This window comes from Variovorax xiamenensis (genome assembly GCF_050916385.1).
Taxonomy (GTDB): Bacteria; Pseudomonadota; Gammaproteobacteria; order Burkholderiales; family Burkholderiaceae_C; genus Variovorax.
The window spans coordinates 4,853,881-4,873,332 of sequence record NZ_CP139038.1 but is presented as its reverse complement, the minus strand read 5'-3'; the positions used below and the strand labels follow the sequence as shown (position 1 = coordinate 4,873,332).

Annotated in this window: 20 protein-coding genes; 11 read left to right on the top strand and 9 right to left on the bottom strand. The window is 67.1% G+C overall.

Features of this window, described 5'->3' with window-relative positions; genetic code table 11:
* Window positions 1-15 precede the first annotated feature (15 nt).
* Window positions 16-1,335 carry a Rieske 2Fe-2S domain-containing protein gene (locus tag SFB74_RS22310; protein WP_432726466.1) on the top strand — a complete coding sequence of 440 codons (1,320 nt, stop codon included), beginning with the start codon at window positions 16-18 and terminating at the stop codon, window positions 1,333-1,335.
* Here the strand turns inward: SFB74_RS22310 and SFB74_RS22305 are convergent.
* From SFB74_RS22305 to SFB74_RS22280, 6 genes are read right to left on the bottom strand one after another with little or no spacing between them, the layout of a single operon-like run.
* Entirely contained in the window at window positions 1,332-1,691 is a 360-nt protein-coding gene (locus SFB74_RS22305; protein WP_432726465.1) for a DOPA 4,5-dioxygenase family protein, read from the bottom strand. The genes SFB74_RS22310 and SFB74_RS22305 overlap by 4 nt on opposite strands.
* A gap of 7 nt (window positions 1,692-1,698) precedes the next feature.
* The gene (locus tag SFB74_RS22300; RefSeq protein WP_432726463.1) at window positions 1,699-2,328 is read right to left on the bottom strand and encodes a DUF4166 domain-containing protein; all 630 of its coding nucleotides are present in this window, start codon (window positions 2,326-2,328) and stop codon (window positions 1,699-1,701) included.
* Entirely contained in the window at window positions 2,325-3,380 is a 1,056-nt protein-coding gene (locus SFB74_RS22295; RefSeq protein ID WP_432726462.1) for an SRPBCC family protein, read from the bottom strand. The genes SFB74_RS22300 and SFB74_RS22295 overlap by 4 nt, the downstream gene beginning before the upstream one ends.
* Window positions 3,381-3,428: 48 nt before the next feature.
* Window positions 3,429-4,370 carry an SAM-dependent methyltransferase gene (locus tag SFB74_RS22290; RefSeq protein ID WP_432726461.1) on the bottom strand — a complete coding sequence of 314 codons (942 nt, stop codon included), beginning with the start codon at window positions 4,368-4,370 and terminating at the stop codon, window positions 3,429-3,431.
* A 37-nt stretch (window positions 4,371-4,407) separates the two neighbouring features.
* Window positions 4,408-4,827 carry a thiol-disulfide oxidoreductase DCC family protein gene (locus SFB74_RS22285; protein ID WP_432726460.1) on the bottom strand — a complete coding sequence of 140 codons (420 nt, stop codon included), beginning with the start codon at window positions 4,825-4,827 and terminating at the stop codon, window positions 4,408-4,410.
* A 60-nt stretch (window positions 4,828-4,887) separates the two neighbouring features.
* A complete protein-coding gene (locus tag SFB74_RS22280) occupies window positions 4,888-5,481 on the bottom strand; it encodes a GbsR/MarR family transcriptional regulator (RefSeq protein ID WP_432726459.1) in 594 nt (197 codons plus the stop codon).
* Between the two features lie 124 nt (window positions 5,482-5,605).
* Here SFB74_RS22280 and SFB74_RS22275 point away from each other — a divergent pair, with 124 nt between their 5' ends.
* Both SFB74_RS22275 and SFB74_RS22270 read left to right on the top strand, forming a co-directional pair.
* A complete protein-coding gene (locus tag SFB74_RS22275; RefSeq protein WP_432726458.1) occupies window positions 5,606-6,700 on the top strand; it encodes a PA0069 family radical SAM protein in 1,095 nt (364 codons plus the stop codon).
* 42 nt (window positions 6,701-6,742) lie between these two features.
* The gene (locus tag SFB74_RS22270; protein WP_432726457.1) at window positions 6,743-7,777 is read left to right on the top strand and encodes an RNA methyltransferase; all 1,035 of its coding nucleotides are present in this window, start codon (window positions 6,743-6,745) and stop codon (window positions 7,775-7,777) included.
* A 7-nt stretch (window positions 7,778-7,784) separates the two neighbouring features.
* Here the strand turns inward: SFB74_RS22270 and SFB74_RS22265 are convergent, their stop codons facing one another.
* Complete coding sequence (locus SFB74_RS22265) at window positions 7,785-8,537, bottom strand: alpha/beta fold hydrolase (protein ID WP_432726456.1); 753 nt, start codon at window positions 8,535-8,537, stop codon at window positions 7,785-7,787.
* A 181-nt stretch (window positions 8,538-8,718) separates the two neighbouring features.
* On the opposite strand from SFB74_RS22265, the gene SFB74_RS22260 reads away from it, so the two are divergent.
* The gene (locus SFB74_RS22260) at window positions 8,719-9,552 is read left to right on the top strand and encodes a hypothetical protein (protein ID WP_432726455.1); all 834 of its coding nucleotides are present in this window, start codon (window positions 8,719-8,721) and stop codon (window positions 9,550-9,552) included.
* A 12-nt stretch (window positions 9,553-9,564) separates the two neighbouring features.
* On the opposite strand, the gene SFB74_RS22255 is transcribed toward SFB74_RS22260, so the two are convergent.
* Both SFB74_RS22255 and SFB74_RS22250 read right to left on the bottom strand, forming a co-directional pair.
* Window positions 9,565-10,143 (bottom strand): DUF1569 domain-containing protein, encoded by a 579-nt coding sequence (locus SFB74_RS22255; RefSeq protein WP_432726454.1) that lies wholly within the window; start codon window positions 10,141-10,143, stop codon window positions 9,565-9,567.
* A 71-nt stretch (window positions 10,144-10,214) separates the two neighbouring features.
* Window positions 10,215-10,760 carry a MarR family winged helix-turn-helix transcriptional regulator gene (locus SFB74_RS22250; RefSeq protein ID WP_432726453.1) on the bottom strand — a complete coding sequence of 182 codons (546 nt, stop codon included), beginning with the start codon at window positions 10,758-10,760 and terminating at the stop codon, window positions 10,215-10,217.
* A 337-nt stretch (window positions 10,761-11,097) separates the two neighbouring features.
* On the opposite strand from SFB74_RS22250, the gene SFB74_RS22245 reads away from it, so the two are divergent.
* The 7 genes from SFB74_RS22245 (at window position 11,098) to SFB74_RS22215 (ending at window position 19,434) form a co-directional block, all read left to right on the top strand.
* Window positions 11,098-12,024: a LysR family transcriptional regulator gene (locus tag SFB74_RS22245; protein ID WP_432726452.1), complete on the top strand. Its 927-nt coding sequence runs from the start codon at window positions 11,098-11,100 to the stop codon at window positions 12,022-12,024.
* A gap of 401 nt (window positions 12,025-12,425) precedes the next feature.
* Window positions 12,426-12,893, top strand: coding sequence for a type IV pilin protein (locus tag SFB74_RS22240; RefSeq protein ID WP_432726451.1), 468 nt, complete (start codon window positions 12,426-12,428; stop codon window positions 12,891-12,893).
* Window positions 12,881-13,483, top strand: coding sequence for a pilus assembly FimT family protein (locus tag SFB74_RS22235; RefSeq protein ID WP_432726450.1), 603 nt, complete (start codon window positions 12,881-12,883; stop codon window positions 13,481-13,483). Before SFB74_RS22240 ends, SFB74_RS22235 begins: the two co-directional genes overlap by 13 nt.
* A complete protein-coding gene (gene pilV / locus SFB74_RS22230; protein ID WP_432726449.1) occupies window positions 13,480-13,902 on the top strand; it encodes a type IV pilus modification protein PilV in 423 nt (140 codons plus the stop codon). The genes SFB74_RS22235 and pilV overlap by 4 nt, the downstream gene beginning before the upstream one ends.
* Window positions 13,899-15,059, top strand: coding sequence for a PilW family protein (locus SFB74_RS22225; protein WP_432726448.1), 1,161 nt, complete (start codon window positions 13,899-13,901; stop codon window positions 15,057-15,059). The genes pilV and SFB74_RS22225 overlap by 4 nt, the downstream gene beginning before the upstream one ends.
* 14 nt (window positions 15,060-15,073) lie before the next feature.
* Entirely contained in the window at window positions 15,074-15,658 is a 585-nt protein-coding gene (locus SFB74_RS22220; RefSeq protein WP_432726447.1) for a pilus assembly PilX family protein, read from the top strand.
* A 20-nt stretch (window positions 15,659-15,678) separates the two neighbouring features.
* Window positions 15,679-19,434: a pilus assembly protein gene (locus SFB74_RS22215; protein ID WP_432726446.1), complete on the top strand. Its 3,756-nt coding sequence runs from the start codon at window positions 15,679-15,681 to the stop codon at window positions 19,432-19,434.
* Window positions 19,435-19,452 lie beyond the last annotated feature (18 nt).

Sequence of the window (19,452 nt, the reverse complement as noted above, 5' to 3'; positions counted from 1 at the left end):
ACAAGGAGACTCCGCATGTTGAGCGAAGAAAAGAACCGCCTGCTGACCGAAGTGGGCCCCGGCAAGCCGATGGGCGACTACCTGCGCCGCTACTGGCACCCGATCGCGGGCGCCAGCGAGTTCGACGACAAGGCCGTGAAGCCGCTGCGCATCCTCGGCGAAGACCTGGTGCTCTACAAGGACCTGAGCGGCAACTACGGCCTGGTCGACCGCCGCTGCCCGCATCGCAACGCCGACATGTCCTACGGCTACGTCGAGCAGTGCGGCCTGCGCTGCAGCTACCACGGCTGGCAGTACGACCAGAGCGGCCAGTGCGTGCACCAGCCCTTCGAGGAAACGCTGGACCCCGGCGCGCGCATGCGCAAGAACACGAAGATCAAGGCCTACCCGGTGCAGGAGAAGGCCGGCCTGCTGTGGGCCTACATGGGTCCGCAGCCCGCACCGCTTCTGCCCGACTGGGAGCTCTTCAATTGCGCGAACGGCTTCGCGCAGGCGGTGTTCGCCGAGATCCCGTGCAACTGGTTCCAGTGCCAGGAGAACTCCATCGACCCCGTGCACTTCGAGTGGACCCACAACAACTGGACCACGCGCCTGCAGGGCGACGAAGGGCCCTACGTGCCCACGCACCTGAAGCTGGCCTTCGAGGAGTTCGAGCACGGCTTCGTCTACAAGCGCCTGCGCGGCGGCGAGCGCGAGGACAACGTGATGTGGACCACCGGCCGCGTCACGCTGTGGCCGAACGGCTTCTTCCTGGGCCATCACTTCGAATGGCGCGTGCCCATCGACGACCACAACACGCTGAGCGTGCTGTGGGTGCTGAGCCGCGTGCCCAACGAGCAGGAGCCCTACGTGCAGGAGCGCATTCCCTCGTGGTACGGACCGATCAAGGACCCGGTGACGGGCCGCTGGATCACCAGCCACGTCGCCAACCAGGACTTCGTGGTGTGGGTGGGGCAGGGCGCCATCACCGACCGCACGCGCGAGAAGCTGGGCCAGAGCGACAAGGGCATCGTGATGATGCGCCGCCGTTTCTTCGAGGAACTGGAGGCGATGCAGGCCGACCCGGCGCACGAGCCGAAGGGGCTGATCCGCGATCCGGAGAAGAATCGCGACGTGTTCCTGCCCTCGGCGTGCCGCGACGAGATGATCAACGGCCTGCCGCGCAAGGAGCTGGCGGCGCATCCGCTGCTGGGGCCGTACCTGAAGGACTTCTTCGGACAGGCCGGGCAGCCGGAGGATGTGCGCGCGGCTTACGAAAAGGCCATCGGCCAGAAGGTGGAAGGCGCCACCTTCTTCAAGGTGCACGGCGCCGGCCAGGAGGAGGAAACGGTTTAGGAAGAGGCCTGGCGCCGGAACATCCGCAGGTCGAGTTCGCTTTCCTCGCCCAGCCACATGGCGTGCGTCGTGTGGTCGGCGAGGTCGTCGCCGGTCACGCCGTGCACGAATACGTCGAGCCCGTCGCGGTTGGCTTCGAGCCAGCCGATGACCTGGTCGAACTCGGCGGCGTCGAAGGCGAGCTGGCAGCTCCAGTGCGGATGCGGGCCCACCAGCCGCTCGTGCACCCGGCCGACCACCACCATCAGTTCGTGGCCTGCGCGTTCGCAGAGGGCGCGGGCCTGCGCGAGCGTGTCGGGCCCGAAATAGACGTGGGCGTGGTACTGGGCGTAGAGGTTTTCTGGTCGGCGGGGCATGGTGCGCTCATTGTGATCCTGTTCGCGGCCCGAGGTGGAAGCGGCCGCTGTAGCGGAACACGTCGCCGAACAGGCGGTGGCGCAGCAGCATCTTCATGGTGAAGCGGTCGGCATCGGCGGGATCGGGGCGCTCCTCCACGTAGGCCGTGCCCATGAAGAGGCCCAGCGGCAGTGGAATGCGCAGCCCCGCGATGTGCCAGACATAGCCCCGGTCGCGGAACACCACCGCGCCTTCTTCCGCGCTCACAGCCAGGCGCATGCCTATGCCGAAGCGCACGTATTCGATCACCTCGCCGGCATGGCCTTCCGCAAGCTCCATGTGCGAGCGGAAATGGAAGGGCGGCCTGCCGGGGAAATGGAAGATGCGGTCCCAGTAGAGCGTGGCGTTGTCGGGGCGGCAGCGGTAGTGCACTTCGATCGGAACCTCCTTGCCCTGGTGCGGCACGAGCGCGCCGAACAGCCGGCCGAAGGGCATCAGCAGCGCGGCCCAAGGGGCGTGCCAGACCTCGCTCATGGTTCCGCGCACGCAGACGTGGTCGTCGGAGAACGGCCGCATCGTGTAGTGGCGGCGGATGACGTCGCCCAGCTTTTCCCAGTCGGTGCCGAGCGCCTGCTGGAAGACAGGCTGCATCGTCATCGGGCCGCCGCGGTTGCCGTGGTTTCGGCGCGTGCCTTGTAGAAGCGCAGGATGTTCTGCGAGGCATCCGCCAGCATGAGATGCATGACACGGTCGGCATACCAGTTGAAGCTGGTGCTCATGCGCCACGAAACGGCCACGCGAAGTTCGGTGCCGCCGTCGCGCGGCGTCAGCGTGTAGGTGGCGTCGCGCAGGTCGAAGTACTGGCCGCCGATCATCACGTGGTCGTCGAGCGCGCCGGCAGGGAAGGAGTCGGGCGAGAAGCGGAAGCGCCACTTCAGCAGGCGGTTGGGCTGCCACTCGGTGATGACCTCCTCGAAGTGCACGTTCTTCTGCCACTGCACCTGGCGCACGCGGCCCTCGGGGGTGTCGACCGTCACGCCCGACATCGGCATCGGCACGCCGATGCGATACGCCCACGCGTCGCCGACTTCCTCGGGGCGGATGTCGTACGCGGCGTTGAGCTCGTGCCACACGCGCTCGGGCGGCGCGGCGATGAAGAGCGCGCGCGAGGTGTCGGAGTAGCGGTCGGGGTTGGGCAGCTGGGGCTCGATGGCGCCCAGCACCAGCGGCAGCATCGCGAAGCTGTAGACGGCCTGCTTCGGCCAGTTGGTGATGCGGCACACGATGCCCATCGCGAGCCCGCCGACGCTGCCCATGGTGGCGAACAGCGGCACGATGACGATCGCGCAGATCAGCCCTTCGATGAACACCAGCAGCGTGCCGCCGACGAAGAGCGAGGTCGCCACCCACGGCGCCCAGATGTAGTAGCCCCAGCTGCGCCGCTCGATGCGCTCGGCCATGTACACGGTGACCGCGCCGCACACCGCGGGCACGAAATAGACGAAGGAGCCCAGCATGGCCGAGTAGGGCTTGCCGGGTGCGCTGCTGAAGACGATGCGCAGCACGAGCGCAATCGCGGCGCCGGCCGCCATCGGCCAGAACCAGCCGAAAGGCATGCCGCGAACGGGCTTGGGTTGTGCTTCTTCAGCGGCGGGCTGCCCGATGGGGGTGAGTTCGGAAAACCTGCTTTCTTCGGAGTCGTTTTGCATGCGGAACCTCTTCTTCTCCTCGTTGTGTCGTTTTCGGGGCCTGCCTGTTCAGTCGCAACGGCGCGTCGCGGTGACCATGCAGTAGTCGAAGTCGCGCCAGAACATGCCCAGCGCCAGTGCGCAGTAGCTGGCCACGATGTGCTTGCGCCGCCATGGGCTGAGCCTGCCGCGCGCCTTCCAGAGTTCGGCCAGCGTGAAGCGGGTGGCGAGCACCGGGATGTGCAGCGCGCTGGGTGCGACGCGCCAGCGCAGCGACTTCACTTCCACGTCTTCGAAGCCATGTGCCTGCAGCGCCGCGACGAAATCGTCGCGCACGGCCAGCGTGGGCACGGCCCAGCTGTCGGCCCACAGGCGATGCAGCCAGTTCGCGAGGCGACCGGGCTGGCGGCGCAGCAGGAAGCCGTCGACCACCGCGAGGCGTGCGCCGGGCTTCAGCAGCCGCGCGGCCTCGCGAATGAAGTCGGCCTTGTCGGTGCCGCCGGCATAGCAGGCGCTTTCCACGGCCCACGCGCCATCGGCTTGCGCCGCGGGCAGGCCGGTGCGGGTGTAGTCGGCCTCGATGTGCGCCATGTGGTCGGCCACGCCAGCGGCGGCATCGAGCTTGGCGGCGATGCGGTTCTGCACGGCCACATTGGTCACGGTGATGGCGTAGAGCGATGGGCTGTCGCCGACCAGCGTGCGCGCGGTGGCGCCGGCGCCGCAGCCCATGTCGATCACGCAGCGGCGGGTGTCGTCACCGAGGCGCAGGGCGCGGCCGACCACGCGGTTCATCTCCACCAGCATGCCTTCGCGCCGCAATGGGTTCAGGCCTGCGCGCCAGAAGCCGAAGTGCATGTTGTAGCTGGGGCTCCAGGCGCCGTAGTCGGTCGCGACCTCGGTGAAGTAGTCCTGCGTGTCCTCGGCCGTGATGGGGGCGTCGGGGTGCTCGGGCCGGGTGCGCGCGGACATTTCGTGCGGCATGCGGAAGTCGGGCTGGAAGACGGTGGGCATGGTGGTTCCCTCGTGTGGTTGTTCGTCGGTTCTTTTCTCAGATGCGGCAGTTGTCGTCGCATGAAGGCGCGACGCGCCCGGCGAGCCTTGCGGCCAGCCAGCGTGGGATGCGATAGCGGTTGCGCGCCAGCAGCGCATAGGCGCGGTCGGCCAGCGGAGCGACGACCGGCAGGTCGAGCAGGAAACTGCCGCTGGAGAGGCCCACTGCCGTGCGGCAGATGCGTATGGCCGGCACGCCGATATGCACCCTGCCTTCGGCGTCCGACACATGGATGGTCGCCATCAGCGCCTCGCGTGGTGCGGGTCCGCCGGTGAAGCTGGCGGGTGAGCAGTCGACCAGTTGCAGCCGGCCGCCCGCGTCGCGCGCCTTGAGTGCGCCCATTTCAGCGGAGCAGATCGCGCAGCTCGCATCGAAATAGATCGTGAGCGGGTAGGTGGGTGTCGCAGCGGGGCTCATGATGTTCTTTGTTCTCGATATTTCTGTTGAAACAGAAATGATTGGGCAAAAAAAGAGGCCTCAGATCATGGGAAGGCTGGCGTGGTGCGCGTCGGGGTCGTCGCCCTTGCCACCCTTGTCGTTCGAAGCGGTGTCGCCGCGCACGAAGCGCTGCACGCTCGCACCCAGCGTCATCACCTTGTCGAGCGTGCCGGGCGACAGCCGCAGCATCTCGTCGGCCCAGGTGGCGAGCTTTTCCATGAGTTCCATGGTGGAGCGGATGCGGTCCTGCGCGTCGGCCGGCTCCTTCTGGAAGTCGGGGCTGGAGACCAGTTCGCGCAGCACGCGCACGGTGGGGTCGAACTCGCGCTCCTTGCGCTCGCGCACCACGGTGCGGAACAGCTCCCACACGTCGACGCTGGTCTCGAAGTAATCGCGCCGGTCGCCCAGCGTGTGGGTGATGCGCACGAGGTTCCAGGCCTGCAGCTCCTTCAGGCTGTTGCTGATGTTGGAGCGGGCCACGCCGAGCGTGTCGCACAGCTCCTCGGCGTTCATGGGCTTGCCGTATGCGAAGAGCAGGGCGTGGATCTGCGAGACGGTGCGGTTCACGCCCCAGAGGGAGCCCATTTCGCCCCAGTGCAGGACGAACTTGCGTTGGATGTCGGTGAGTTCCATGGCGCCGAGTTTAGGATTCTCGAAATTTCTGTCAAGAAAGAAATTAAAAAATCGGCAATGACGGTGAATCAGTGGAATACTGTATGAATAAACAGTAAATCGAGTTGCCAAGGAGTCGCCGACCATGCCAGCCGCCCGCATACCCATCCACGCCATCAAGGGCCGCGGCGCGGCCACGCACATCGCGCATCGTTTCTCGAAGGACGAGCGCAACGCCTTCGACGACGGCTGGGGCACGCTCGAAGAAGGCGCAGCCGAGGCCGAGGAGCTGCCGCCTCTTGCCACCGAGGTGCGCTTCGAGGACGTGAAGTCGGCGCTCACCGGAAACGAATCGCCGGACATCTACTTCGATCGCTCGCTCAACCCCTACCGTGGCTGCGAGCACGGCTGCATCTACTGCTTCGCGCGGCCCACGCACAGCTATCTCAACCTGTCGCCGGGCCTCGATTTCGAGACCAAGCTGATCGCCAAGCGCAACCTCGTCGAGGTACTGCGCGCCGAGCTTGGGCGCAGGAACTACCGGCCGAGCTGCATAGCCATCGGCACCGCCACCGACTGCTACCAGCCCATCGAGCGCGAACTGCGGCTCACGCGATCGGTCATCGAGCTGCTGCAGGAGACGCGGCATCCCTTCGCGCTGGTCACCAAGTCGAGTGCCATCGAGCGCGACCTCGACTTGATCGCGCCCATGGCCGCCGACCGCCTTGCCGCCGTGTACGTCACCGTGACCACGCTCGACGGCGACCTTGCCCGCAAGCTGGAGCCCCGCGCCGCGGCGCCGCACCGCCGGCTGCGCACCATCCGTACGCTCACCGAGGCCGGCGTGCCGGTGGGCGTGAGCGTGGCGCCGCAGATTCCCTTCGTGACCGAGGACATGGAGCAGGTGCTCGAAGCCGCATGGGACGCCGGCGCGCGCAGCGCCTTCTACACGGTGGTGCGCCTGCCGTGGGAGGTCGCTCCGCTCTTCAAGGAATGGCTCGCGCTGCACTACCCGCAGCGCGCCGACCGCATCATGGCGCGCATCCACGAGATGCGCGGCGGCAAGGACTACGACGCCGACTTCGCCACGCGCATGAAGGGCTCGGGCCTGTGGGCCGACCTGATCCATCAGCGCTTCCAGAAGGCCGCGAACCGCCTCGGCTACAACCGCGAGCGGATTCCGCTCGACGTTTCCGCGTTCCGGCCGCCGGGGGCGGCGGGGCAGGGCAGCCTGTTCTAGCGGTGCACAATCTGGCGCTTAGCTTCCAGCCCCAGAGGGCGCATGCGAATCCACGAACTGAAACAGCGGCTGCGTAAAGCCGGAGCCGGCCCCAGCCACGAGCAGCGCATCCTGCGGCTGTGGTCCCACGCCTTGCCCAGGAACAGCGGCAGGCGCCTGCCCGGGAGCTTCTTTCCCGCGCCGCTGATGGAGGCCCTGCCGGCCATCGAGGCCGAACTCGCCGGGCTGGCGCGCGTCGTCGCGGCGCATCCGGGCGCCGATGGTTCCGAGCGGCTGCTGGTCGCGCTCGCCGATGGCCAGACCGTCGAAAGCGTGCTGCTGCCGCGCGACGGCCTCTGCGTGTCGTCGCAGGTGGGCTGTGCCGTGGGCTGCCAGTTCTGCATGACGGGCCGCGACGGCCTGCTGCGCCAGGTCGGAAGCGCCGAGATCATTGCCCAGGTCGCGCTCGCGCGCATGCGACGGCCGGTGCGCAAGGTGGTGTTCATGGGCATGGGCGAGCCGGCGCACAACATGGACAACGTGCTGGAGGCGATCGAGCTGCTCGGCACCGTGGGCAACGTCGGCCACAAGAACCTCGTGTTCTCCACCGTGGGCGATCCGCGCGTTTTCGAGCGGCTGATGAAGGAGCGCGTCAGGCCCGCGCTGGCGCTTTCGCTGCACACCACCAAGGCCGAACTCCGCAGGAAGCTTCTTCCGCGCGCGCCCGCCATGACGCCCGAAGAGCTCGTCGAGGCGGGCGAGCGGTATGCACGGGAGAGCGGCTATCCGATCCAGTACCAATGGACGCTGCTGGAGGGCGTCAACGACGGCCAGGACGAGATCGACGGCATCGTCCGGCTGCTCTCGGGCAAGTGGGGCGTGCTGAACATGATTCCGTTCAACGCGGTGGACGGCGTCGACTTCAACCGTCCTTCGTGGGAGCGCTGCAAGCAGATTGCCCGCACGCTGCACGAGCGCGGCATCCTGACGAAGCTGCGCCAGTCGGCCGGGCAGGATGTGGATGGCGGATGCGGCCAGCTGAGGGCGCGCGCGGCTGAAGTGGCCGAAGTCGCGATACCGATCCGCAGAGTCGGATAGCTGCGCTTCAGTTGAAGGACGCCATCCAGTCCCAGACCTGGCTGGGCGCCTCGACCATCACGTTGTGGCCATGCGGCCCGAGGTCGCGTGCATCGGCGTCGAGCGAGCGGGTCTGCTCCAGCGTCACCATCGCGTCGTTGCCTCCACGTGCGAGGTGGACGGGGCAGCGCGCGAGCGTCATCAGTTCCGATAGCGGCGGCTTGCCCACCGCGTTGGCGCGAGGGTCCATAGCAAGGCGCCAGCCGTCGCTGCCTTGCGCGATGCCTCGCGCTGCAACTGCTGGCGGCGCATCGGCAATCGCTGCAAGACCCGAAACCTTCAGATAGCGCTCGCGTGCTTCTTCCTCGTTGGCGAACAGCTTCGCCGGCTGCAGGGCCAGCGCCTCCATGCGACGCACTTCCTCATCGCTCCACGCGATCTTGATGCCTGCGGCGAAGACGCGATGCGGCAGGACACCGAACCAGCCCGTGGCGAGCGCGAGACCGATCACGCCGCCCAGCGAGTGCCCGAGCACCACGAGGCGTCCTTCGGGCTGGAGCTGCGGCAGCACGGCGCGCGCAACGCTCGCGGCGTGCTGGCCGATGGCGTAGGAGTCCTGCTTGCCGGAACTGCCATGGCCGGGCAGATCGAGCGCGAGCCAGCGGCCTTTCCAGCGGGTGCCGGCATCGGCGCACAGGGGCGACCACACGGCGCCGGTCGCGCCCATGCCGTGCAGCAAGAGAAGCAGGTCGGGGCCTTCGCCGCCTTGTTCCGAGTACATGTCCGCCGTCTCCATCGGTTCTTCGAGGGCTCAAGAATACCCGCCGGTGCACGCATGACTTTGTGCACTAGTGAGCCCCTGTCGGCCTCCCGCAAAGTCGCCCCGCGCCATAAGGAACAGGAAAGCCAAGGCTTCCAGGCGCGCTTCTTTTTTTAGGGACTGGACGAATGGAGGAAGGTCGATGAATGCGAAACACGTAATGGCCGCTGTCGCGCTGGCAGCACTGGCTGCATGCGGAGGCGGGGGCGCAGGAGATGGCGGCGCCGGATTGCCGATCATTCCCGCGCCACCACCACCTCCTCCGCCGCCACCCCCACCGCCGCCGCCTCCTGCTCCGCCACCGAGCCAGCAGCCCGAGCCCGGCACTTCGTCGGCCGCATGCTTCAACGAGGCCGACCTGCACGAAGGCACCACGCTGGAGACGGAGCAGGACGTCATCAGCAACGGCGAGACAGCCAAGCTGCGCACCGTCACGATCACCCGCTCACGAGAATCCTTCATGGGCGTGAACCCCGTTCGGCTGCTGCGTACCCAGTACTACGGCATCGGCGGAGGAACGACCGACAGGCAGTACATCGACTTCGTCGACGGCAAGGTGGTGCGCTACGGCACGCGCAATGGCGGCGAGGACGTGGACCCGAAGTACGGCTATGCCTACAACGATCCGCCTGTGGTCATGCCGGCGATGTCGCCCGGCCAGACGATCGACGCCAACTATTCGGTCAAGTCCGTGGAAGGCGAGAACGGCGAGATCCGCAATGAACAGGTCATCACGGGAACGCGAACCTACGTCGGGCGCGAGGCTCTCGAAACGCCCATGGGCACGATCAACACCTGCAGGTTCAGCGGGGTGGTGCGCTTCCGGCAGGTCGACGGATCGGATCTCGTGCAGAACCAGGAAGACTGGATCGCCGCCGAAGGTCCTTATCGCGGCCAGATGCTCAAGCTCTCCACGCGCACCGGCGACGTGGTGGGAGGCATCGTCACGACGAAGATCACCTACACGCCGCGATGACGGCCGTGCGCGTCAGCCGGCGTCCACCAGCTCCCAGTGATTCGCCAGGTGCATGAGATGAGCCCGCGTGTATTCGGACTTGCTCAGCGCGCCATAGGCGAAGTGCGGTGCGAGCGCCGTGGCATGCCGCTCGAAGCGGCCGAGCGCGGTCATCAGGTGCTCCACGGCGGCATCGAGCGCCTGGCCTGACGCGATCGCCGGCGCGCCGGGGATGGGCTCCTCGAGCCCGTGGCTCATCCGGCCGCGCGCGGAGAACACCGCGAACGCCATGCTGCCCAGCGAGGCGCGGAACCAGGCGGGCTTGAGCTGCGGGAAGCCGTCCAGCGAGTACTCGACGCTCTGCGCGCCGTGGTGCAGCACCTGGGCCAGGTCCCAGCCGGAGCGGGTGTGCAGCGGTGTCGTGCGCAGGCGTTCGAGCGTGCGCATGGCGCGGGGGAGGTCGGAGAAATCGTCCATGGCGATCGGCTGGTCGGAGTGGGTGACGACGTATCCGGCACCCGCCGCGGCAGCGCCCGCCAGCAGCGCGCCACCGGCCAGCAGGGCGCGCCTGGGGCGCGAGATGCGTTCGTCGTCCTTGGGGTAGGTGTTCATGTGGTGCCGGATGGTAGGCACCGGGCGGCGCGGGAACTGTCAAATTTCCGACGATCCGCGATGACGCCGCGTCAGGCGATGTGCTCAGGCCATCTGTGGCGCGTGCCGCCCGATCGGCGATCGGCTTTCTCCGGCACCACGCCCAGTGCGCTCAGCTCCTTGCCGCGCTGTTCGAGCCGGCGCAGGCATTTGAGAAAGATGTCCAGGTGCTCGGAGTCGATGGCCTCGAGCAGATCCATGTTGAGGCGGGCGATTCTCGGGAACACCGCGTCGCACAGCTGGCGGCCGGCGGCGCTCAGGCGCACGTGCACTTCGCGTCCGTCCTCGGCATCGCGCCTGCGCTCCACCAGCTTCTTCTCGGCAAGGCTGCGCAGGCCGCGCGACGTGCGCACGCGGTCGAGTTGCAGGCGCTCGGCGAATGCCGAGGAGGTGATCTCGCCGATCTGCGCGAGCATGCCGATCATTCCCCACTCGCGGTGCGTGATGCCGAAGCCGCCTTCGACGAGGCGGGTCGCCATGCCGCTGCCCGGGCGCGTGGCCCGCGAGAGGCGGTACAGGAGCAGGTCGTCCAGGGTGCGCGGCGAGCGCAATGCATGTGCGTCGGGAAATGCTTGCATGGGAATCGGACCGGGAAGTCGAGGCAGAGGGGGGCGATTCAACCGACCTTACTGGTGGGTAATTGATTAGATTAATTTTTGGTTACTACCTATAACCAACCGAGGTGACGAGTATTGCCGCAATGGCTGCTCGATCGGCGAATTTGTTTATGAGATTTCCGCCAATTGCAATAAGTCAGCTACTGCTCAGTATTGGCCAAGTGCTTTCCGTTGAATATCGTTAATTTGCATCCTGATTCGGATCGGATCGATTGCATTTTTATGATCGATCGATAGCAATTGCGGAATTGATAAGGCCGCCGTCGCATTCCAGCAGTCATTCAAGGAAAGATTCCTCGTGCTCGATCTGAATGAAGTCGCCATGTTTGTCCAGGTGGCGCGCCTCGGCAGCTTCGCGGAAGCCGCGCGGCACCTGCGCATGCCCTCGGCCACGGTGAGCCGGCGCATCCAGCAACTGGAGGCACGCCTGGGCACCCGGCTGATGCAGCGCTCGACCCGCAAGCTCACGCTGACGAGCGCGGGCCAGACTTTCCACGAGCGTTGCGGCCCGGCGGTCGAGGAACTCATCGAGGCAGGGCAACTGCACGTTGCCGGCAACAAGGAGCCCAGCGGCGCGATACGGGTGGCGGCCTCGGCAAGTTTCTTCGAATATTTCGACATGGGCTGGGTGTCGGCCTTCCTCGCGGCCTATCCGCTGGTGCAGCTCGACTTCGTGCTGAGCGACCTGCCGGCCGACCTCATCGCCGACCGCATCGACGTGGCGTTCCACATCGGAGCCCTGGGCGATTCCAGCTATGTGGCGCGCAGGATCTTCACGAGCTACGGCGGCCTTCTTGCCAGTCCCGCCTACCTCGCGGCGAACGGCACGCCCGCCGACCTGCGCGAACTGGCCGGGCACGAATGCGTGACGCAGCCGCCGGAAACCGGCAGCGTCGCCGTCTGGCGCCTGCAGGGGCCTGACGGCACGGAAGAAGACGTGCGGGTGCGCGGGCGCTTCAGCAGCAACGTGCACGTGGCGCTGCGCGAGGCGGCCTGCGCCGGGCTGGGCATCGTCGCGCTGCCCGCGATCCTGACCGCAGCCGAAGTCGCCGCCGGGCGGCTCGTGCCGGTGCTGCCGCAGTACATGCGCGCGGGCCGGGGCATGAGCGTGGTCTACCCCAGCCGCCAGCAGCGGCCGCTGGCCGTCACCGCCTTCGTCGACATGGCGGTGGAAAGGCTCAGCCTGCAGGAGTGGGCGCCGTCCTCCGGCGCACAGACGCCTTAATTGGCGTCAATGCAGCGGCGCGGCAATTCGGCTGTGGCTTCTATTTTGCGAACCAAATTGGAGCATTTCGCCTTGTTTTGGTGCGAATTGCGCTGCGCATTGCCTGGCGCAATGCAGTCGATTCCGTCGAAAGTTGAGCAGCTGAATCTCATCTGGCGCGCTAGTAGAAAGCTACAAAGACGGTAAACAATTGTCACATGCCACCCGGCGGCGGGCATGTGCATAGGCAATCCAATTTCGCTCTCCCTCGAGCGCATGCACGGGTGGCCTTGAATTGGACGAGTCTTTCAGCGCATCGCCAATTCATTCATTTTCATCGTTTTCCCGGTTTTCGGGAATGGATGGGTTTTCTTGGTTACAGGGAAGGGATGCGGATGCGGACACGGTCTTTGAGCTCGGCGATGCCGCCGGGAAGCGGGCGTCGCGCCCCCGGCGCCGGCGGCTTCACGCTGATCGAGGTCATGGTCACGGTGGCCATCGTGGCCATCCTCGCGGCGGTCGCGCTGCCCAGCTATCGCGACTACGTCCTGCGCGGCCAGCTCGTCGACGGCACCAATGGCCTGGCGGCCCTGCGCGCCGACATGGAGCGCTTCTACCAGGACAACCGGAGCTACCTGAAGACCGGCACCTTCGTTCCTCCCTGCAGCAAGACCAACGTCGCCGGCTACTTCACGCTGTCGTGCACCACGAGCCCGGCGGCGACATCGACGACCTACACGCTGCAGGCCGTGGGCAGCGGCCCGACCGCAGGCTTCACGTTCATGGTGGACCAGCTCGGCGTGCAGTCCACCACGATCACCGGCGTGTCGGGGTGGACCGGCTGCGACAAGGCCTGGGTGACCCGGCGGGGGCAGACGTGTCCCACCTGAGCCGCCACTCGCGCCGTGCACCGTCGGGCTTCACCCTCATCGAGCTGATGGTGACGATCGTGCTGCTCAGCGTCCTCGCGATGCTGGCCATGCCCGCGTTCGCCACCTGGATCGCGAACAACAAGGTGCGCACCGTGAGCGATTCGCTGCAGAACGGGCTGCGCTTCGCCCAATCCGAGGCGCTGCGCCGCAGCCGACCCATCGTGTTCTCGCTGACCAACAGCGCCGCGCCGCAGACCAGCCTCACGGCGGTAGCCAACGGCAGCGGCTGGTCGATCAACGTCTCCAAGTCGAGCATGGATGCGAAGAGCGCGTTCGTGCAGTCCGGCGTGCTCTCGGACGTTGCTTCCGGCGTGCAGATCACCGGCCCCGCCGCCGTCTGCTTCAACGTCCTGGGCCGCATGGTGGCGAACACCGACACCGGCGTGAGCGGCGCGAGCTGCGACACGGGCTCCGCGGTGCAGGCCTACGACATCTCCCTTTCTCCCGGTGCCGATCGGCCCCTGCGCGTGCTGGTGGCCCTCGGTGGCCAGATCCGCATGTGCGATCCGGCCCGCAAGCTGAGCGATTCCCCCGACGGCTGTCCATGAAGAAAAGACTCCCCGCTCTCCCGCGTTCCTCCCGCGGCGCCTCGCGGCAGCGGGGCTTCGCCCTGCTCGAGGTGCTGGTCTCCATCCTCATCTTCTCGTTCGGCGTGCTCGGCCTCGTCGGGCTGCAGGCGCGCGCCATCGCGCTTTCGACCGACGCGGAAGACCGCAACCGCGCCGCCTTGCTGGCCAACGACATCGCCAGCGCGATGTGGCTGGGCAAGTCGGTCACCGTGGACACCAGCGCCGGCTCGGCCTGGCAGAAGCGGGTGGCCGACCAGGCGAATGGCGGGTTGCCGAACGGCGCCGTCACCGTGACGGCGGTGGGCACCAACAGCGCCACCATTGCGATCACCTGGAAGGCGCCTTCGCGCACCGGCTCCGACGGCAGCACCTTCTCCACGCGGGTGACGCTGCCATGAGGCCCGCGTGCCATACGACGCTGCCGCCCAGGCAGCGCGGCCTCTCGCTGATCGAACTGCTCGTGGCCATGGTCATCGGGCTGGTGGTGACGCTGGCGGTCACCAGCGTCATCACGGTCGGAGAAGGAAAGAGGCGCACCACCACCTCCACCAACGACATGGACCAGGCCGGCGCATACGCCTCCTACATGCTCGACCGCGCGTTGCGCAGCGCGGGCTCCAGCCTGATCCAGTCCACGCAGCCGACAGACCGGGGCGTGTTCGGCTGCAAGCTCAACGCGGCATCCCTGCTGCCGTCCGCGAGCGCATTTCCGGCGCCTTTCAAGAAGAACTTCCTTTCCGGTGCGCCGTCCGACCTGCGCGTCGCGCCGGTGCTCATCGCCAAGAACCAGTCCGATGCAGGCTCCGACGTGCTCGTGGTCATGGGCGGCGACGCGGTGGCGGGCGGCGTGCCCCGCGGCCTGACCGACCCCGGGAGCGCCACCACGCTCTCGATGGACAACACGGTCGGCATCGCCACCGGCGACCTCGTGCTGGTGAGCCAGAACGGCACCGCCGACTGCCTGCTCGAACAGGTCTCGGGCACCTCGGCCAAGGTGCTGACGCTGGGTGGCACCTACTACACGGCCGGCAAGACGACGTCGCTGCAGACCCTGGCCGCGAGCACTTCGACCTACGTCACGCCGCTGGGCAATCCGGCGAACGGCAATGTGCAGTTCCAGCTCTTCGGCGTGGGCGACAACAGCACGCTCTACGGTTACGACATGCTGCAGGTCGGCGACACCACCACCGCGCAGGCGCTCGCCGACAGCGTGATCGGGATGCACGCGCTCTACGGCCTGGACACCAACGGCGACGGCATCCTCGACGCCTGGGCCGACCCGGGCGCGACGGGCTACGACATCGCCACCGTCATGACCACCACGGCCACGCTCAGGCAGATCGTGGCGGTGCGCGTCGCGCTGGTCATGCGCAGCGCGAGCAAGGAACGCGATGTCGTGTCGGTCAACTCGCTCACGCTGTTTTCCGATGCCGTGGACGCATCGAAGAAGTCGCTCGCGCAGACCGTCAAGCTGACCGGCGCGGACGACACGTACTACCGCTACCGGGTCGTCGACTTCACCGTCCCGCTGCGAAACATGCTGCTGCTGCCATGAAGAAGAAGTTGTCCATGTCCGCAAGGCCGGCGAAGCACGAGCGCGGCGTCGTCCTGCTGTTCTGCCTCATCGTCCTCGTGATCCTGCTGGCGGGCGGCGTGGCGGTGGTGCGTTCCATGCACACGTCGCTGACTTCCGCCGGCAACCTGGCCTTCAGGCGCGACCTCGTGAACCAGGGGGAGAGGGCGGTGTCGGCCGTGCTTGCCAAGTTCGCCACCGGCGGCACGCTGGCCACCACCACGGCCGACGTGCCGGCCGAGAACTTCAAGGCGAGCAAGCTCGACACCAATGCGCAGGGCATGCCCACGGTGCTGTTCGACGACACGGCCTTCGCGACCGTGGGCAAGACCTCCAACGACATCACGGACGCCGACGCGCAGGTGAGTATTCGCTACGTGATCGACCGCCTCTGCACCGCCAGCGGTACGGCCAACAGCACGGTCTGCGTGCAGTCTTCCGCCGCGCCGAGCGGCGGCACGGCGGGCCCGGTGCCGCCGCCTCCGCCGCCGACGGCCACCGTCTATCGCCTGAGCATGCGGGTCAGCGGGCCGCGCGAGACGCAGGTGTTCCTGCAGTCGACGTTCACCAAGCCAGATTGAGAAAGAAGCACCGCATCACCATGACACGCGTTCTTCGTCGCTCGCCGCTCTCCGTTTCCGCCGCGGTTCTCGCGCTGCTCCTGCACGGCATGACCGCCGCGGCCGCCACCAAGCTGGCCGACCAGCCGGTGTTCGCCACGTCCGACGTGCCGGGCAACCTGGCGCTTGCGCTGTCTGTGGAATACCCCACCGCCATCAGCGTGGCCAACCTCGGCGACTACGCCGATGCCACCGAGTACCTCGGCTACTTCGATCCGAAGAAGTGCTACACGTACCAGTACGTCGCGCCGGCGGTGACGGGCAACGCAGCGTCCGACAGCTACTTCCAGCCCGCGGGCGCGTCGACCGGCACCAACAAGCACGGCTGCTCGGGCCAGTGGAGCGGCAACTTCATGAACTGGGCCACGATGCAGACCATCGACCCGTTCCGCTGGGCGCTGTCGGGCGGCTACCGCAGCATCGACACCACCACCCAGACCATCCTCGAGAAGGCCTGGGGCTCCGCCCAGGGCAACCTGACCAACTTTCCGCTGCGGGGCACCGACCAGGGCACGGGACACAAGCTGCCCGCGACGCTGGTCTCGTCCGTCACGCCGTTCGCCAACTGGAGCAAGTTCAACTCGAGCATCTGGTCGCGCGGCAACACCATGGTGTTCACCGGCACGGGCGATTCCACCAAGGCGGGCTCAGACCTGAGCGACCTCGACAGCGCCAGCAAGGGCAGCAGCGCAAAGTCGGTCTACCAGGTCTACGTGCGCGTGAAGGTCTGCGACTCCTCCTCGGCCGCCGGCGGCGTGGAGGCCAATTGCGTCAAGTACGGAACCAACTACAAGCCCGAAGGCCTGCTGCAGCAGAACGCCAACAAGATCCGCTACAGCGCCTTCTCCTACCTGAACGCCGGCGGAAACACGCAGCAGGGCGGCGTGATGCGCGCGCCGATGGGCTTCATCGGGCCGACCTATCCGCAGCCGCTTTCCACCTCGGTCACCACCAACACCCGGGGCGAATGGGATGCCGCCACCGGCATCATGAACACCAACCCCGACACCACTTCCGCCACCGCGAGCGGCGTCTCGCAGAGCGGGGTGATGAACTACCTGAACAAGTTCGGGCAGGCCGCGAAGACCTACATGACGTACGACAACGTCAGCGAGCTCTACTACGCGACCGTGCGCTACTTCGAGAACCTCGGCAACGTGCCCGAGTGGACCAACTCGGTGGCCGCCGGCGCGACGGGCAGGGACGCGAAGCTCGACGGCTTTCCCGCCGTGATCGACTGGAGCGGCAAGGACCCCATCGCCTACTCGTGCCAGAAGAACTTCATCCTGGGCATCGGCGACGACCACACCCACTACGACTACAACGTGGGCGGCAGCTCGATCACGATGAGCGGGCGCGCCGCTCCCTCGGCCGTCACCTCGGACACCGTCAACAAGGCCGACACCTGGACGAAGAACCTGCAGACGCTGGAAGGCTTCACCACGCCCACGCCATGGTGGAAGGTCGGCGGCACCGACTCGACCTACTACATCGCGGGCCTGGCCTATGGCGTGCACGTCAACGACATCCGCCCCGACCTGACCGGCGTGCAGAACATCTCCACCTACTGGATGGACGTCATGGAGTACCAGCGGGCCGAAGACCGGAACCCGTACTACCTCGCGGCCAAGTACGGCGGCTTCAGCGTGCCCTCGAGCTACGACCCGAACAACACCAAGACCGCGCTGACGCAGAGCTGGTGGAACTCGTCGGGCGACAGCATCAACATGAACGGCACCAGCCGCCTGCGGCCCGACAACTACTTCCTGGCGGGCAACGCGGGGCAGATGGTCAGCGGCCTGAAGGCCGCGTTCACCGACATCGCCAACGCCATCCAGGCCTTCACCACCTCGTTCTCGCTTTCCAGCGCGCAGGTGTCTTCCACCGGCAGTGCTTCGTATGCCTCGCAGTACGACTCCAAGGGCTGGACCGGCGTGCTCACGGCCAGCTCCATCAGCTTCGCCAGCGACGGCACGCCGTCCACCGCGACCGCCTGGACCAGCAGCACCACGCTGGAGGCGCAGCTCGCCAGCGGCGGCTGGGACACCGCCCGCCGCGTCGTCACCTGGGACGGCACCAAGGGCGTGGCCTTCCGCGCGGCCAGCGTGACGACCGCCCAGCTGGCCGCGCTGGCGCCTTCCTACGCGAAGAGCAATACCGCCACCGATTACCTCAACTACCTGCGCGGCGACCGCACCAACGAAACCACTTCGACCGCCACCGGCAGCACCAAGGCGCTGCGCAGCCGCAACCTGCTGCTGGGCGACATCGTCGACGCCAAAGTGACGCCCGTCGGGCCGCCCGGCTCGACCTATGCCGAGAACAGCAATCCGGGATATGCGGCCTTCAAGACGAAGTGGAACGCGCGTCCCACCATGGTCTACGTCGGTGCCAACGACGGCATGCTGCATGCGTTCAACGGCGCGCTCACCGGAAGCACGGCGGGCACCGAGCAGTTCGCCTATGTGCCCAGTGCGCTGTTCCAGGGGCCCAACGGCACGCCGCAGGTCGACGGCCTGGCGCAGCTCGGCAACCCGGGCTATGCCCACCACTACTACGTGGACGCGACGCCGCTGGCCTTCGACGTCGACCTGAACAGCGCCGGCGGCGTGTTCACCACCACCAGCGATGGCAAGAACGCCGACTGGCACTCGCTGCTCGTCGGCGGGCTGGGCAAGGGCGGCAAGAGCTACTACGCCATCGACGTGACCGATCCCGCGAGCATGAGCACCGAGGCCGCCGTCGCGGGCAAGGTCAAGTGGGAGTTCAGCGACACCACCATGGGCTACAGCTACGGCGCGCCCATCGTGGTGAAGACGAGGAAGTACGGCTGGGTCGTGATGCTGACCTCGGGCTACAACAACAGCGACGGCAAGGGCTACCTGTACCTCGTCAATCCGAAGACCGGCGCGCTGCTGGAGAAGATCGCCACGCCCACGTCCTCCAACGGGCTGGCGCAGGCCTCCGCCTATGTGGCGGACTTCGGCGACAACACCACCGATTCGGTGTACGCGGCCGACCTCGACGGGCAGCTCTGGCGCTTCGACCTCACGGCGGAAAAGGGCAGCACCGCCTCCTATCCGGCGCCGACCCTGCTGGCCACGCTGACAGACGCCTCCACCAACGCGCAGCCCGTCACCACCGCGCCGCTGATCGAGATCCATCCCGTCTCGCGCAAGCGCTTCGTGCTGCTGGGCACCGGCAGGCTGCTCGACTCGTCCGATGTGAGCTCTGCGGCCGCGCAGACCTTCTACGCCATCCTCGACGGCACGGCAGGCGCCTTCGGCACCGTCAGCACGCCGGTCACGCGCAGCCAGCTCACGCAGGTGAGCGACGTGACGGCGGGCATCACGCTGTCGAACACATCCAAGGGCTGGTACCTCGACCTGGGCACTACCGGCGGCGTGGGCTGGCGCATGACGATCAACCCGGTCGCCTTCAACGGCATCGTGGGCTTCTCCAGCCTGCTGACCACCGGCGATGCCTGCAGCCCCTCGGGGCAGAGCCGGGTCTACGCCGTCAACTACGGAACCGGCAGGTCGGTGCTGCTGCCCGCGACCACCGGCTTCGTGAGCGTCTCCAACTCGGTCATCGACCTGCGCTTCGTCAGCGTGGACGGCACGACCCGCATCGTCGCCGGTACCACCAAGGGCGAGACGAAGAAGGTCGATGCCGATCTTGCGAGCGGCATCTCGCTGCGCCTTTTGAACTGGCGCGAAGTGCCGGCGATGAACTGACATGGGCGCGGTGGCGCA